The organism is Nocardioides ferulae (assembly GCF_003660455.1).
Lineage (GTDB): Bacteria > Actinomycetota > Actinomycetes > Propionibacteriales > Nocardioidaceae > Nocardioides > Nocardioides ferulae.
On sequence record NZ_QZVR01000001.1, the window covers coordinates 579,554 to 594,449 of the forward strand.

Genomic DNA, 14,896 nt, shown 5'->3' on the forward strand with positions numbered 1-14,896 from the left:
TCGACGGGTGCGGAGACGACACTGGCGGTCCTCGGATCGAGTGAGCTGGCTTCGCGCTCTCTATCGGCTCCGAGCGCCGGCACCTGACGGGTTCGGCGGGTTGACCGTCAGCGGGCGGTCGACTCCCGGGCCCGGTCCAGCGCCAGCAGTACGACGCCGCGGAGCGCGGCGTCGGCGCCGAGCGCCCCGGGCACGACCCGGGCCGGGCCGCCGTGCAGGGCCCGCTGCCGCAACGAGGCGACGATCCCGGCGCGCAGCTGGTCCGGGGCGGCGATCAACGAGCCGGACAGCACCACCAGTCGCGGCGCGGTGATCGCGGTCACCCACGACACCGCGGTGCCCAGCACCCGCCCGGCGTCCCGCACCGCCTCGGCGACGGCGGGCTCGTCGGCCTGCTCCGCGAGCAGGGCGTAGGTCGGTGTGCCCGGTCGGCGCGGCAGCCGCCGCCCGGTGCGCGCCTCGATCTCACGGCGCACGGCCGGACCGGAGGTCAGCGTCTCGACGCAGCCGCGCCGGCCGCAGCCGCATCGCCGCTCGGCTCCTGGCCAGGCGCAGTGACCGAGCTCGCCGGCCGTGCCGTCGACCCCCTCCACCAGGTGGTCGGCCTCGACCACGGCGGCGCCGACGCCCTCGTCCTCGAAGACCAGCACCACGTCGGGCTCGCCGACGGCGGCACCCTCGCGGTGCTCGGCGATGAGGGACGCCTGGGCGGCACCTCGCACGATCACCGGCACCTGGGCGTCCGATCCGATCGCGGCGGACACGAGCCCGGCGACGGGAACGTCTCGCCAGCCCAGGTTCGGGGCCAGCACGCAGGAGCCGCTCGCCGGATGCACCAGACCGGTGACGCTCACCCCGACGGCGTGCAGTCGCTCGAGGCCCCCACGCTCGGCCAGCAGCCGCTCGAGCTCGCCGACCAGGCCGGCGACCAGCTTCTCCGCGGGCCGGCGCGCGGAGCGGCCCTCCGGGTGCACCTCCTGCACCACCACGGCGTTGCCGAGCAGATCGGCCAGCATAATCCGAGTCCGGCCGACGCCGATCTCGAGGCCCGCGACGTAGGCCCGGTCCGCGGCGTACTCGACGAGCACGGCGGGGCGGCCGCCGCTGCGCTCGGCGGGCTGGATACCGGCCTCCCGGGCGATCCCGTCGGTCATCAGCCGGGCGACGATCGTCGACACGGTCTGCTTGGCGAGGCCGGTGCTGCGGGCCAGTGCCGGCCGGGTCGTGGGGCCGCTGTGACGCAGCTGCTCGACCACCAGCCGGGTGTTCGCCTCGCGCAGCGAACCCGAGCCCTGAATCCTGCCCACGATCGGCAGCGTACGGCAGATTCGCGTGCTAGGTTGAGGTTCGTCTAAGTCGTGGACTAACCAGTTGGAGGCCTTCCATGTCCGAGCACCTGACGCCGACTCCCGCGGACCACTTCACCTTCGGTCTGTGGACCGTGGGCTGGACCGCCCGCGACCCCTTCGGTGAGGCCACCCGGGCCCCGCTCGACGCCGTCGAGGCCGTCCACAAGCTGGCCGAGCTGGGCGCCTACGGCATCACCTTCCACGACGACGACCTGATCCCCTTCGGCAGCGACGACGCCGAGCGGCAGCGGCGCATCACCGCGTTCCGCGAGGCGCTCGACGGCACCGGGCTCAAGGTCCCGATGATGACCACCAACCTGTTCACGCACCCGATGTTCAAGGAGGGTGCGCTCACCGCCAACGACCGCGGCGTGCGCCGGTTCGCGATGCGCAAGGTGATGCGCAACCTCGACCTCGCCGCCGAGCTGGGCGCCCACACCTACGTCTTCTGGGGCGGACGCGAGGGCTCGGAGACCGAGACCACCAAGGACGTCGCGGCTGCGCTGGACCGGATGCGCGAGGGCCTCGACACCCTCCAGCAGTACTGCCTCGACAACGGCTACGACATCCGCTTCGCCCTCGAGCCGAAGCCCAACGAGCCCCGCGGCGACATCCTGCTCCCGACCGTCGGCCACGCGCTCGCCTTCATCAACACCCTCGAGCACGCCGACCGGGTCGGCCTGAACCCCGAGGTCGGTCACGAGCAGATGGCGGGCCTGAACTTCGTGCACGGCATCGCCCAGGCGCTGTGGCAGGGCAAGCTGTTCCACATCGACCTCAACGGTCAGCGCGGCATCAAGTACGACCAGGACCTGATCTTCGGCCACGGCGACCTGATCAACGCGTTCTTCCTCGTCGACCTGCTCGAGAGCGGCGGCTACCAGGGCCCCCGCCACTTCGACTACAAGCCGCTGCGCACCGAGAGCTACGACGGTGTCTGGCGCAGCGCCGCTGCCAACATGCGCACCTACCTGCTGCTCAAGGAGCGGGCCGCCGCGTTCCGCGCCGACCCCGAGGTGGTCGAGGCCCTCGAGGCCGCCCAGGTGCCGGAGCTGGCCCAGCCGACCCTCGCCGCCGGCGAGTCCTGGCGAGACCTGGCCGCCGACCGCGCCGCCTTCGAGGACTACGACACCGAGACGGCCGGCGCGCGGTCGGTGGGGGCGGTCCGGCTCGAGCAGCTCGCGATCGAGCACCTGCTCGGCGCCCGCTGATCCGATGCCGCTCGTCGCCGGGGTCGACTCCTCGACCCAGTCATGCACGGTGGTGGTCCGCGACGCGGTCACCGGGGCGCTGGTGCGCCACGGCCGCGCCCCGCACCCCGCCGGGTCCGAGGTCGACCCCCGCGCCTGGGAGGCCGCGCTCTACGAGGCCGTCGCGGCCGCCGGCGGCCTCGACGACGTCGCCGCGATCGCGGTGGGTGGGCAGCAGCACGGCTACGTCTCGCTCGACGAGCGTGGCGAGGTGGTCCGCCCTGCGCTGCTGTGGAACGACACCCGCTCCGCCCCCCAGGCGCGCGACCTCGTCGACGAGCTGGGGGCCGAGGAGTGGGCCAGGTCCACCGGGCTGGTGCCGGTGGCGTCGTTCACCATCACCAAGGCCCGCTGGGTCGCCGAGCACGAGCCCGAGAACGCCGCTCGCACCGCCGCGGTCTGCCTGCCGCACGACTGGCTCACCTGGCGGCTGCGCGGAGGCGGCGACCTGACCGCGCTCACCACGGACCGCAGCGACGCCAGCGGCACCGGCTGGTTCGACCCGCAGACGGTCACCTACCTGCCGGAGCTGGTGCGTCGCGGCATCGGCCACGACCTGGTGCTCCCACGGGTGCTGGCGCCCTCCGAGTCCGCCGGTACCGCGACCACCATCGCGCCCGGGGCCTTGGTGGCGGCCGGCGCCGGGGACAACGCGGCCTCCGCCCTCGGCCTCTCCGCCGGGGTCGGCGACGTGGTGCTCAGTGTCGGCACGTCCGGCGTCGCGTGTGCGGTGTCCGAGACCGCCGCCAACGACCCCACGGGCACCGTGGCCGGGTTCGCCGACGCGACCGGCCGCTACCTCCCGCTGGTGGCGATGCTGAACGCCGCGCGGGTGCTCGACGCCACCGGCTCGATGCTGGGCGTGGACCACCAGGCGCTGTCGGACCTTGCCGCACGCACGGCTCCGGGGGCCGACGGACTGGTGATGGTGCCCTACCTCGAGGGCGAGCGCACGCCGAACCGGCCGGATGCGGCCGGCTCCCTGCACGGCATCACGCTCACCAACCTCTCCCCCGCCCACCTGGCCCGCGCGGCCGTCGAGGGCGTGCTGTGCGGCCTCGCCGACGGCCTGGACGCCCTGCGTGGCCAGGGGGTCGAGGTACGCCGGGTGCTCCTGGTCGGCGGCGGCGCCAAGTCGCGGGCGCTCCGCGAGTCCGCACCCCAGGTGCTCGGCTGTGACGTGCTCGTGCCTCCGGAGTCGGAGGCTGTCGCCGACGGCGCGGCCCGGCAGGCGGCCTGGGCGCTCTCGGGTGCGGCCGAGCCCCCCGCGTGGGAGCTGGGCGAGCCGGAGCGCTACGCCGCGGACCCGGTGCCCCGGATCCGGGCCCGCTACGCGGAGGCACGCGAGGCGGTGCTCGACCGGTGCTGAGTCCGACGGGTGAGCAGGTCGAGCTGGCCTACGGCGAGCTGAGCGCCACCCTCACCGAGGTCGGCGCGTCGCTGCGCCGGCTGCAGCACCGCGGCCACGACCTGGTGCGTGGCTTCGGCGCCGACGAGATCGCACCGGCCTTCAGCGGCGCGGTGCTCGCGCCCTGGCCCAACCGGGTGCGCGACGGCCGCTACCGGTTCGCGGGGCGCGAGCACCAGCTCGCCCTCAGCGAGCCCGAGCGCCATACCGCGCTGCACGGGCTGGTCCTGTGGGAGGCCTGGTCGCTGCTCGACCGCTCCACCTGCTCGGTGACGTGGGGACACCGGTTGTTCCCCCGGCCGGGCTATCCGTTCCGGCTGGACCTCGAGGCCACCTACACCCTGGGCGAGCAGGGCCTGCGGCTCGATCTGGCCGCCACCAACGTCGGCGCCGACGCGGCGCCGTACGGCTGCTCGATCCACCCCTACCTGGTGGCCGGCCCCGGGACCGTCGACGACTGGACCCTGCACCTGCCGGCCGCCACCGTGCTCGACGTCGACCCGGAGCGGCTGCTGCCCACGGGCCGACGCCCGGCGGGCGAGCTGGGTCTGGACTTCACCGAGCCGCGAGTGCTCGGCCCGATCTTCGCCGACCACGCCTTCACCGACCTCGAGCGGGACAGCCGCGGCCGGGCCCGTGCCACCCTGCTCACGCACGACGGGAGCGGCGTGGCCATGGAGTGGGGCCCCGAGCTCCCCTGGGTCCAGGTGCACACCGCCGATCGCCCCGAGCCGGCGCTGAACCGCACCGGGCTCGCGCTGGAGCCGATGAGCTGCCCACCGGACGCCCTGTCCTCCGGCGAGGACCTCGTGGTCCTGCGGCCCGGCGAGCGACACAGCGCGTGGTGGGTCATCGCGCCGGTCCTGCCCTGAGGGCAGGACCGGCTCTCACCGTCCCCTGAAGGTCAGGAGGTGAGCTTGCGACGCAGCCACGCCAGCTGACGGTCGCGCTGGAACGCCTCTCCGCCCTCGTGGTCGTTGAACTCGTAGACCTCGATGTCCTTGGGTCCGGCGTAGGAGTTGTAGGCGGCGAACACCGTCGTCGGCGGGCAGATGCGGTCCATCAGCGCGACCGAGAACAGCGCCGGGGCGGTGGCCCGTCGGGCGAGCACGGCGCCGTCGAAGTAGGCCAGCGTCGCGAATGCCTGGTCGACCCGGTCGCGGTGCGCGGCCAGATAGCGACTCAGCTCGAGGTAGGGGTCGCTCTGGGCGATCCGTGCCGCCCGGGGGAAGTCGCACAGGAACGGTACGTCGCAGAGCACCGCGGCCACCGGCGTCGGAGCGAGCGCAGCGGCGGCCAGGGCGAGCCCGCCGCCCTGGCTGACCCCGGAGACGACGACCCGCCGTCGGTCCACCAGGTCGTGCTCGCTCAACGCCGCGACGGCGTGCACGGCGTCGGCAAAGGCTCGCCGGTAGTAGAAGGCGCGGGGGTCCTCCAGGCCTCGGGTGAGGAAGCCGGGCTGGGCCGGACCGCCGGTTCCGGACGGGTCGCCGGTCGCCCCGACCGTCCAGCCGCTCCCCTGCCCGCGGGTGTCGACGACCAGATGGGCGTAGCCGGCCGTGGCCCAGAAGACGTGCTCGTGCGGGAGTCCACGGCCGCCGTTGTAGCCCTGGAACTGCACCACGCCCGCCAGGGTGCCGGAGCGGAGCGCGGCGGCCGGCAGGTGCAGCCAGGCCCGGACCGGGTGGCCGGCGAACCCGCCGAAGGTGACGTCGAAGGTCTCGACGGCGAGCAGTCCGTTGTCCACCTCGGTCAGCTCGACCGGTCCGCCTCCCTGGGCCAGCGTGGCCTGCCAGAACTGCTCGAGATCGTCGGGAACCGGCAGGTCCGGGTGGTAGGCACGAGCCTGCTCCAGCGGCCAGTCGTACTGCATCAGGGGCTCTCGACGACGACCGTCGGCACCAGCTCCCGTTCGGCGCCAGGCTCGCGCACGGCGCCGACCAGCTCCAGCTCCAGCGTGGCACGGATGTCGGCACTCGAGGCGCCCACCCGCAGCTCTACGGCCCCCGGCTCGACCAGCCGGACCAGGTCACGTCCGGTGAACGAGGTGAGGTCGGCGTGCAGGGTGAACCCGACCCGCCGCCGCTCGCCGGGGGCCAGGTCGACGCGGGCCGCCGCGACCAGCTGCTGCACCGGTCGCACCACCGATCCGGCGACGTCGTGCAGGTAGACCTGGACGACCTCCGAGACCGACCGGTCCGCGTCGTTGCGGAGCTCGACGGTCAGCTCGGTGCAGCCGTCGGTGGGCCACTGCGCGCCGGTGGTCGAGACGACCTCGCCCCAGGTCGCCGACGCATAGCCGAGACCGTGGCCGAACGGGAACAGCGGGGTGGGGTCGACGACGGTGACCTCGCTGCGTTGACCGAGGGCCGAGGCGAGGTAGGTCGACGGCTGCGTGGAGCCCGCTCCAGGGAAGCTCACCGGCAGCCGGCCGCCGGGGTTGACCCGCCCGGTCAGCACGTCGGCGAGCGCCTGGGCGCCCTCCTCGCCGGGGAAGAACCCGCAGACCAGCCCGGCCAGCCGCGACACCTGACGGCTCAGGTCGTAGGGGCGCCCGACCAGCAGCACCGCGACCACGGGGGTGCCGGTCGCCAGCAGCGCCTCGAGCAGCTCCTCCTGGCGTCCGGGCAGCCGCAGGTCGGCGACGTCGCAGCCCTCACCGGAGGTCCCGTTGCCGAACAGCCCCGCCTGGTCGCCCAGCACCGCGACGCACACGTCGGCACCGGCGGCTGCCGCCACGGCCTCGGCGATGTCCGCATCGTCTGCGGTGACCACCGAGCCACCGGCCGCATAGCTGACCTCGTGGGTGTCCGAGAGGGCCTCGCGCAGGGTCCGGATCTCGACTCCGCGCTCGATGCCGTCGTAGTGGACCAGCACGTGCATCGGGAACGAGTAGCACCCGAGCATCGCCTGGAAGGTGTCGGCGCGAGGGCCGACCACGGCGAGCCGGGCCCGGCTCGCCAGCGGCAGGGTGCCGTCGTTGGCCAGCAGCACCACCGAGCGGCGGGCCAGCTCGAGCGCGAGGGCCCGCGACTCGGGCTCGTCCAGCTCGACGTCGGCAGCCTCTGCCGGCGCCCAGTCGGGGTCGAGGAGGCCCAGCTCGCACTTCTGCCGCAGCACCCGCTCCAGTGCCCGGTCCACCAGCTTCTCGTCGAGGGTGCCGGCGGCCACGGCCGCCAGCAGCGGCTCGGTGTAGACGTTCGGCGAGGGGAGCTCGACGTCGATTCCGGCGCTCAGGGCCAGCCGCGCGGCGTCCTCGTTGGTCTCGGCGACCTTGTGCAGCGTGCGCAGAAAGGCGATCGAGAAGTAGTCGGCGACCACCGTGCCGTCGAAGCCCAGCGTCTCGCGCAGGAGGGTGGTGAGCAGCGAGGGGTCGGCCGCGGCGGGCACCCCGTCGGTGTCGGTGTAGGAGTTCATGACCGATCGGGCCCCGGCGCGAAGCGCCATCTCGAACGGAGGCAGCACCACGTCGGCCAGCTCCCTGGGGCCCATGCCCACTGGAGCCAGGTTGCGCGCCGCCCGCGACGAGGCGTAGCCGGCGAAGTGCTTCAGGGTGGCGACCACGCCACTGGACTCGAGGCCACGGACGTAGGCACTGCCGGTGAGACCGACCAGGAAGGGGTCCTCACCCATGGTCTCCTCGACGCGGCCCCACCGCAGGTCGCGCACCACGTCGAGCACCGGTGCCAGTCCCTGGTGCACCCCGAGACGGCGCATGCTCGCGCCGATCCGGCGACCCATCTGCTCCACCAGGTCGGGGTCGAACGAGGCGGCCCAGCACAGGGGGCTGGGGTAGACCGTGGCGCGCCACGCGGCGAGGCCGGTGAGGCACTCCTCGTGCACCTGGGCCGGGATGCCGAACCGGTTCGCCGACTGGACCTGGCGCTGCCGCTCGGCGAGGGCGCGCAGGCCATCGGCGGGCTCGACCGGTTCGGTCCCGAACGGGCGGGTGAGCTGGCCCAGCCCGTCGGCGATGACCTCGTCCCACGGACGGGCGGGCCCCATCGCGTCGCGGAGCATCGGAGCCATCTCCCCGCGCTCGGGGTCGACCCCCCACACCCCGGAGAGCTGGGCGACCTTCTCCGCCAGCGTCATCCGCGGGATCAGGTCGGCGACACGGCTCGCCACGGAGGCGGAGGGGTCCCGCCAGGTCTCGGTCATCGGCGGTCTCCTCGTACGGCGGTGGACTGGCGCACCACGAGTGTGGTGTCCAGGGTGAGGTGGATCTGCGGCAGCTCCTCGCCGCGGATCTGGGCGATCAGCATCCGCGTCGCCTCGCGCCCCATCTGGCGGATCGGCTGCTCGACCGTGGTCAGGGCCGGCTGGGCCAGCGCCGACTCCGGGATGTTGTCGAAACCCACGACCGAGAGCTGTCCGGGCACCTTGATGCCCAGCTCGGCGGCCGCCTCGAGCGTGGCCAGCGCCGAGAGGTCGTTGGCGGCGAAGATCGCCGTCGGCGGGTCGGACACGGTCAGCAGGGCCCGGGCAGCCGCCCTGGCCGGCTCCGGCTCGAACGCACCCGGTTGCAGGAGGGTCTCGTCCACCGCGAGCCCCGCGGCGGCGAGGGCCTGGCGGTAGCCCTGCTCCCGGAGATGGGCCGAGAGCAGGTCCGGGCGGCCGGTGACCATGCCGATCCTGCGGTGGCCCAGCTCCAGCAGGTGCTCGACGGCCAACCGCCCACCCTGGAGGTTGTGCGCGGTCACCGTGGCCAGGCTCGAGGAGCCGGTGTGCGGGTCGACCGCCACGACGGGGCCGTCGTAGTGGACGTCGGTGACCGTCGGGGTGACCAGCACGGCGCCGTCGACCAACGTGCCCATCACCCGGGAGAGGTAGCGCCGCTCCCAGCCGACGTGCTCGTCGACCCGGCCACCGGCGGAGTAGGCGACGAGCTCGTAGCCGGTGCCGTGGACCGCGTCCGCGGCACCCTTGAGCACCTCGGTGCTGAACGGTTCGAAGTCGGCCACCAGCACGCCGATCACGTCGGTGCGGGTGTTGCGCAGGCTCCGGGCCACCAGGCTCGCCTCGTAGCCGAGCCGCTCGATGACCGAGGTGACGTGGTCGAACGTCTCGCTCGCCACGCCGTAGCGGCCGTTGATCACCTTCGACACCGTCGAGACCGAGACACCCGCCTCCGCGGCGACCTGCTGCATGGTCACCCGGCCGCTGGGGCGCGGGCGCTCCGGCCGGCCGTTGACCGCCGGCGTGCTCGTCTTCATCTGTGTCCTTCCCGAAAGCGGGCGGTCAGCCCTTGACCGCGCCCTGGAGCCCGTTGACGATGCGCTTCTGGAGCGCGAGGAACAGGATCAGGGCGGGGATCATCGCGAGGCTGGTGAACGCCAGCACGCCCGCGGTGTCGGCCGAGTGCTCGGTCGAGTAGTCGGCCACTCCGAGCGGCAGCGTACGCATGTCCTCGCGCAGCAGCAGCAGCGGCAGCAGGTAGGCGTTCCACGACCCGACGAACGCGAGGACACCCACGGTGATCAGCCCAGGCGTCGACAGCGGCAGCGCGATCCGCCAGAACACCCCGACGCGGGAGGCACCGTCGATCATCGCGGCCTCCTCCAGTTCCTTGGGCAGGGCCATCAGGAAAGGACGCAGGATCACCACGGTGATCGGCAGCGCGAACGCCGCCTGCGGCAGCGCCACGCCCCACCAGGAGTTGCCCAGCTCGAGGTTGCGAGTGACCAGGATGAACAGCGGGATGATCGCCACCGCCGCCGGGAACAGCAGGCCGAGCACGAACACCATGAACAGCGGCTCGCGCAGCTTGAACTGGTAGCGCGCCAGCGGGTAGGCCGCCATCACCCCGGCCAGCACCGCGATCACCGTGGTGACCACCGCGATCACCGAGGAGTTGAGCGCGTAGCGCCAGAACGCCTCGTTGCTGAGCACGTTCGTGTAGTTGGAGGTCACCCACGGATCCGGCAAGCCGGCCGGGTCCCGGGCCAACTGCTCGTTGCTCCGGAAGCCACCCAGGGCACCGTAGAGGACCGGCCCCAGGGTGAGCGCCACCACGACCGCGGCCAGGGCGTAGACCAGCGGCCCGCCCCCGCCGAAGGTCCTCATCTTCTGCCGGCTCATCGGGCCCTCCTCATCGCGCTTCCTTGGTGTCACGGCGCAGCACGAACACCTGGTAGACCAGCGCCATCACGAACGCGATGACGAAGAGGATCACCGAGGCGGCACCCGCGATGCCGTAGTTGCCACGTCCGGTGCCCTGGTTGATCAGGTAGGTCGCCATCGTGGTCGTGGCGTTGGCCGGCCCACCGTGGGTGAGCACCCAGACCATGTCGAAGAGCTGCAGGGAGCCGATCATCGACAGGAACATCCACGTGCGGATCGTGGGCCCCAGCATCGGGATCGCGATGCGGCGCTGCACCTGCCACCACGAGGCGCCGTCGATCTGGGCCGCTTCGTAGAGGTCGTCGGGCACGCTCTGCAGCCCGGCCATGAACAGCAGCACCGCCATGCCGAGGTACTTCCAGGTCAGCACGACGAAGAGCGTCGCCAGCGTGAGGTCCGGAGTGCCGAGGAAGCCCTGCTCCGGAGGGGTGAGGCCAACTGCCTTGATCAGGCCGTCGATCACGCCGTACTCCGGCTGGAGCAGCTGGAACCAGACGACGCCGGCGATCACCTCGGCGACGACGTACGGCACGAACACGATCGTCCGCAGCAGCCCGCGGAAGCGGATCTTGCGGTTCAGCAGGAGCGCGATGCCGAGCCCGAGGGGCAGCTGCACCGCCAGCGAGGCGAACACGATGATGAAGTTGTGCATCACCGCGCCGGTGAACACGTCGTCGCCCAGCACCAGCTCGTAGTTGCGCCAACCGACGAACTTGTCCATCGGTCCGAATCCGCGCCAGGAGTAGAACGACATCCGCGCCGCCGAGATCACCGGCCAGAGCACGAACGTGGCCATCAGCGCCAGGGCCGGCGTCACGAAGACGACGATCTCCAGTCGCTGCCGCCAGCCCGTGCCCGGCCGGGGGCCGGTCACCCGGCGCGAGGTGGACTCGCGCCGGGTGACCGTCTCGCTGGGAACGGGTGCCACCGCCGTGGCGCCACGCTCAGGGGTCACAGTTCGCTCACATCTCCATGTCGGCGGCCTGCTGCGTGGCGTCGACGATGTCCTCCGGGGAGGCCTTGTCGGCGAACAGCAGCGCGATCGCCTCGTTCATGGCGCCACCCACGGAGGTGCCGAACGCGGTGTCGAAGTAGAGCTGGACGAACGGGGCCTCGTCACGCACCTTCAGCAGCTCGGCCAGGGCCGGGTCGGACACCGAGCCGCTCGCGGCCGGGTTGGTCGGCAGACCCATGTCGTTCTCGGCGAAGCCGATCTGCACCTCGTCGGAGAGGAGGTACTTCACCAGATCCACGGCAAGGTCGGGGGCCTCCTGGGAGACCGCCCAGGCGTCACCGCCGCCGAGCTGGGCGGACGGGTCACCGGCGCCACCCTCGACCGCGGGGAACGGGAACCAGCCGGTCTTCTCGCCCAGGCCCTCGCCGTCGTCGGTGAGGCCCTGCATGACACCGGGCTCCCAGTGGCCGGCGAGCTCCATGGCGACCTTCTCGGTGGCGAGCAGGCCGGAGGCGGAGGTCGCGCCCTCCTGGGCCGGGGTGGTGAGGAAGCCGGCGTTGAACGGCTCGGTGTCGATCAGCTCGGCCAGCTCCTCGCCCGCCTGGACGAAGCAGGCGTCACCGAAGTCGAGGCTGGTCACCGCCTCCTTCAGCACGTCCTCGGAGCAGGAGCGCAGCGCGGTGTAGTACCAGTAGTGCGCGGCCGGCCACTGGTCGCCGGCGCCCACGGAGATCGGGGTGATGTCGGCGGCCTTGAGCTTGTCGATGACGTCGTAGAGCTCGGTCATCGTGGTCGGCGGGGCGTCGATGCCGGCCTTGTCGAACAGGTCGGTGTTGTACCAGAAGCCGACGACCCCGACGGAGAACGGCAGGGCGTAGGTCTGGTCGTCGACGGTCCAACCGGCGACGGAGCCACCGAGCTTGGCGATCTCGTCGGCGGCGTCATCGGTGAGGTCGCGCACGAGGCCGGCCTCGACGTGGTCGGCACCCTCGCCGCCACCACGCTCCATGTAGATGTCGGGCAGGTCGCCGCTCTGGAAGGCGGCGTCGAGCTTGTCGACCATGTCCTCATGCGCCATGGCGCTGATCTCGACGTTGACGCCCTCGTGCTCGGCTTCGAAGTCCTTGGCGACCTGCTCGTAGTAGCCCTTGCCGGGCTCGTTGTTGGAGTTGTGCCACCACGTGATGGTGGTCTCCCCGCCTTCGTTCGATCCCTCGTCGCCGTCGTCGCTGCCGCAGGCAGCCACGGTCAGCAGGACCCCGGCACAGAGCGCGCCGACGACCGCCCGTCCTCGAGTGTTCCTACGCATCCCCTTGTGTCCCTTCAGTCAGCCACGCCTTTGGAGTGACGTGGACCACACGTGAGCACCCTTGCTGATGACGCTAGCGCGTGTCAATCGTTGTCGATATCGTTTTCCAAGTGACCTGGCTCGCTTTTGCGCCAGGCGGTCGATCAGACGGGAGAACCGGCATGCCCACCGCCAGCAGCACCGCCACCACCGGCTCGAGGCGCGGCCTCGAGCACCGCTGGCACGAGGCCACGCTCACCGTTCGCGGCCCCGGCGGGGAGCCGCTGGCCGACGCCGAGGTGGGACTCGAGCAGGTGCGGCACGCGTTCGCGTTCGGCAACATCGGCTTCGACTTCGTCGGCCTCGCGAACGAGACCAGCGCCCCCGACCACAACGTCTTCGGTGGGGCCGAGCCACAGGAGGCCGCGGGCCTGGTCGACCTGTGGCTCGACGTCTTCAACACCGCGACGCTGCCGTTCTACTGGGCCGGGTTCGAGCCGATGCCCGGCCACCCGGACACCCGACGGCTGCTCCGGACCGCCCGCTGGTTCCGCGACCGGGGTGTCGACCTGAAGGGCCACCCGCTGGTCTGGCACACCCTGGCGCCCGACTGGTTGGCCGGACTCTCCGACGCCGAGGTCGAGACCACCCTCCGAGCCCGGGTCACCCGGGAGGTCTCGGACTTCGCGGGCCTCGTCGACACCTGGGACCCGATCAACGAAGTCGTGATCATGCCGGTCTTCGACAACGAGCAGGCCACCAACGCCGTCACCCGTCTCTGCCGCGACATCGGCCGGATCCCGATGGTGCGACTGGCCTTCGAGACCGCCCGTGAGGCGAACCCGTCGGTGCGACTGGTGCTCAACGACTTCGACCTCTCGACGGCCTACGAGTGCCTGATCGAGGGGGTGCTCGAGGCGGGGATCGCCGTCGACGCCATCGGCCTGCAGACCCACATGCACCAGGGCTACTGGGGCGAGGAGCGGACCCTCGCGACGCTGGACCGGTTCGCCCGCTACGGGCTGCCCCTCCACCTCACCGAGACCACGCTGCTGTCCGGCGACCTGATGCCGGCTCACATCGAGGACCTCAACGACTACCAGGTGCCCTCGTGGCCGTCGACGCCGGAGGGCGAGGCGAGGCAGGCCGACGAGGTGGTGCGGCACTACACGACCCTGCTCTCGCACCCGGCGGTCGAGGTGATCAACTACTGGGGCCTGACCGACCGAGGGTCGTGGCTGGGGGCACCCGCCGGGCTCGTGCGCGCCGACGGCACGCCCAAGCCGGCGTACCACGCCCTGCGCGGTCTGGTGAAGGACGAGTGGTGGCTCTCCCCCACCACCTGGCGCACCGACGCCGAGGGCCGCCTCACCGTCCGGGGCTGGGCCGGGGACTACCTTGTCCGGGCCTCCGGCGCGAGCACCGGCTTCTCGCTCGATCCCGCGCAGCCGGCTGTCGAGGCGCGCCTCGGCCGGAGTTAGCGGGGGTCGTTCTCGTAGCTGCCCGCGGGCGGAGCCCGCGTCCCGCCCGGCGCCGCCATGCTTGAATCGGCGTGTGGGCCTGTTATCTCAGACGATCCGATCGAGGAGGGGTGCGTGACCAGCGAGGCACTGCCCGACTCTCTGGCCGAGCTCGTCGCCACCGCCGTGCACCGCGACGGCGGGGTCAGCAGCAGCCGGGCGCGGCAGCTGCGCTGGGTGGCCGGGGAGCTGGCGCGGTTCGCCCGCGGGGCCACCGACGGCGCTCTCCTCCCCCACGCGCCCGCCGGCTGGCTCGACGCGACCCTGGTCGCGGCGTACCTCGCGGCGGCCGACGCCGGTGCGCTGCGCACCCGAGGCGCGCCGGCACGCCCCTCTCCCGACGCGACCCGGCGGGTGCGCCGTGCCTGCCTGCGGCTGTTCGCCCAGGCGGCCGGCTGCGCCGACCCGGTGACCGACACCGTGTCGCTGCCGGTGCCTCGAGAGCGGGTCGCCGACACACCGGCCAGGATCGCGCTCGCGCTGTGGGCCGGACGTGCCTCGCCCGCCGGAGCGCGGCCCGGCCAGGTGCGGGCCGCCGCGATGGCGGTCCTCGTGCACGAGGCGGGCCTGCGCAGCGGCGAGCTGGCGGCACTCACGCCCGAGGACGTCGACCTGGCCGCCCGCACGCTGGACTACCAGCCCCGGCCGCCCGCGACGAGGACGCCACCACCTCGCGTGCAGGTGCCGCTGTCGCACCGCGCCTGCGAGCTGCTGCGCCGCTGGCTCGAGGTCCGGGCCGAGCTGGTGGCCCAGGCCCCCCGCACCCGCTCGCTGTGGGTCTCGCTGCGCGCGAACCACGACGGGACGGGGGTGCGCCGGCCACCCGGGCTGCCGCTGCGCCCGACCGGGGTGCGCCGCGCCCACGCCCGGGCCGTGGCCGAAGCGAACACGGCGCTGGCCGGCAGCCCCGGGTTCGAGCCGCTGCCGCGCACCGCGGGCCCGCTCCGGTCATCTCCGTCCGTCCCGGACGGTTCACAAGGCGTGTGACCTTCGCTACGTTGGC

At 72.7% G+C, this 14,896-nt stretch carries 12 protein-coding genes; 5 read left to right on the forward strand and 7 right to left on the reverse strand.

The features are described from left to right. Window positions 1-107 precede the first annotated feature (107 nt). Window positions 108-1,307 (reverse strand): ROK family transcriptional regulator, encoded by a 1,200-nt coding sequence (locus tag D6B71_RS02765; RefSeq protein ID WP_121251700.1) that lies wholly within the window; start codon window positions 1,305-1,307, stop codon window positions 108-110. Window positions 1,308-1,384: 77 nt separating this feature from the next. Here D6B71_RS02765 and xylA point away from each other — a divergent pair, with 77 nt between their 5' ends. From xylA to D6B71_RS02780, 3 genes are read left to right on the forward strand one after another with little or no spacing between them, the layout of a single operon-like run. Further along, window positions 1,385-2,560 (forward strand): xylose isomerase, encoded by a 1,176-nt coding sequence (gene xylA / locus D6B71_RS02770; protein WP_121251702.1) that lies wholly within the window; start codon window positions 1,385-1,387, stop codon window positions 2,558-2,560. A 4-nt stretch (window positions 2,561-2,564) separates the two neighbouring features. Then, window positions 2,565-3,968: a xylulokinase gene (gene xylB / locus D6B71_RS02775; RefSeq protein WP_121251704.1), complete on the forward strand. Its 1,404-nt coding sequence runs from the start codon at window positions 2,565-2,567 to the stop codon at window positions 3,966-3,968. Beyond that, window positions 3,962-4,879: an aldose 1-epimerase family protein gene (locus tag D6B71_RS02780; RefSeq protein WP_240641010.1), complete on the forward strand. Its 918-nt coding sequence runs from the start codon at window positions 3,962-3,964 to the stop codon at window positions 4,877-4,879. Before xylB ends, D6B71_RS02780 begins: the two co-directional genes overlap by 7 nt. A 32-nt stretch (window positions 4,880-4,911) precedes the next feature. Here the strand turns inward: D6B71_RS02780 and D6B71_RS02785 are convergent, their stop codons facing one another. From D6B71_RS02785 to D6B71_RS02810, 6 genes are read right to left on the reverse strand one after another with little or no spacing between them, the layout of a single operon-like run. Continuing rightward, complete coding sequence (locus D6B71_RS02785) at window positions 4,912-5,880, reverse strand: acetylxylan esterase (protein WP_121251706.1); 969 nt, start codon at window positions 5,878-5,880, stop codon at window positions 4,912-4,914. Further along, window positions 5,880-8,168 (reverse strand): beta-glucosidase family protein, encoded by a 2,289-nt coding sequence (locus D6B71_RS02790; RefSeq protein ID WP_121251708.1) that lies wholly within the window; start codon window positions 8,166-8,168, stop codon window positions 5,880-5,882. Before D6B71_RS02790 ends, D6B71_RS02785 begins: the two co-directional genes overlap by 1 nt. Beyond that, window positions 8,165-9,223, reverse strand: coding sequence for a LacI family DNA-binding transcriptional regulator (locus D6B71_RS02795; RefSeq protein WP_206051515.1), 1,059 nt, complete (start codon window positions 9,221-9,223; stop codon window positions 8,165-8,167). Before D6B71_RS02795 ends, D6B71_RS02790 begins: the two co-directional genes overlap by 4 nt. Before the next feature lie 25 nt (window positions 9,224-9,248). After that, window positions 9,249-10,088 carry a carbohydrate ABC transporter permease gene (locus D6B71_RS02800; protein ID WP_121251710.1) on the reverse strand — a complete coding sequence of 280 codons (840 nt, stop codon included), beginning with the start codon at window positions 10,086-10,088 and terminating at the stop codon, window positions 9,249-9,251. 10 nt (window positions 10,089-10,098) lie between these two features. Continuing rightward, window positions 10,099-11,058 carry a carbohydrate ABC transporter permease gene (locus tag D6B71_RS02805; RefSeq protein ID WP_240641011.1) on the reverse strand — a complete coding sequence of 320 codons (960 nt, stop codon included), beginning with the start codon at window positions 11,056-11,058 and terminating at the stop codon, window positions 10,099-10,101. A gap of 34 nt (window positions 11,059-11,092) precedes the next feature. After that, on the reverse strand, window positions 11,093-12,394 hold the full coding sequence (locus D6B71_RS02810; RefSeq protein ID WP_121251712.1) for an ABC transporter substrate-binding protein: 1,302 nt from the start codon (window positions 12,392-12,394) through the stop codon (window positions 11,093-11,095). Between the two features lie 161 nt (window positions 12,395-12,555). Here D6B71_RS02810 and D6B71_RS02815 point away from each other — a divergent pair, with 161 nt between their 5' ends. Together D6B71_RS02815 and D6B71_RS02820 are read left to right on the forward strand one after the other, a co-directional pair. Next, window positions 12,556-13,854 carry an endo-1,4-beta-xylanase gene (locus tag D6B71_RS02815; protein WP_121251713.1) on the forward strand — a complete coding sequence of 433 codons (1,299 nt, stop codon included), beginning with the start codon at window positions 12,556-12,558 and terminating at the stop codon, window positions 13,852-13,854. Between the two features lie 114 nt (window positions 13,855-13,968). Beyond that, on the forward strand, window positions 13,969-14,880 hold the full coding sequence (locus tag D6B71_RS02820) for a tyrosine-type recombinase/integrase (protein ID WP_164519511.1): 912 nt from the start codon (window positions 13,969-13,971) through the stop codon (window positions 14,878-14,880). Window positions 14,881-14,896: the final 16 nt, after the last annotated feature.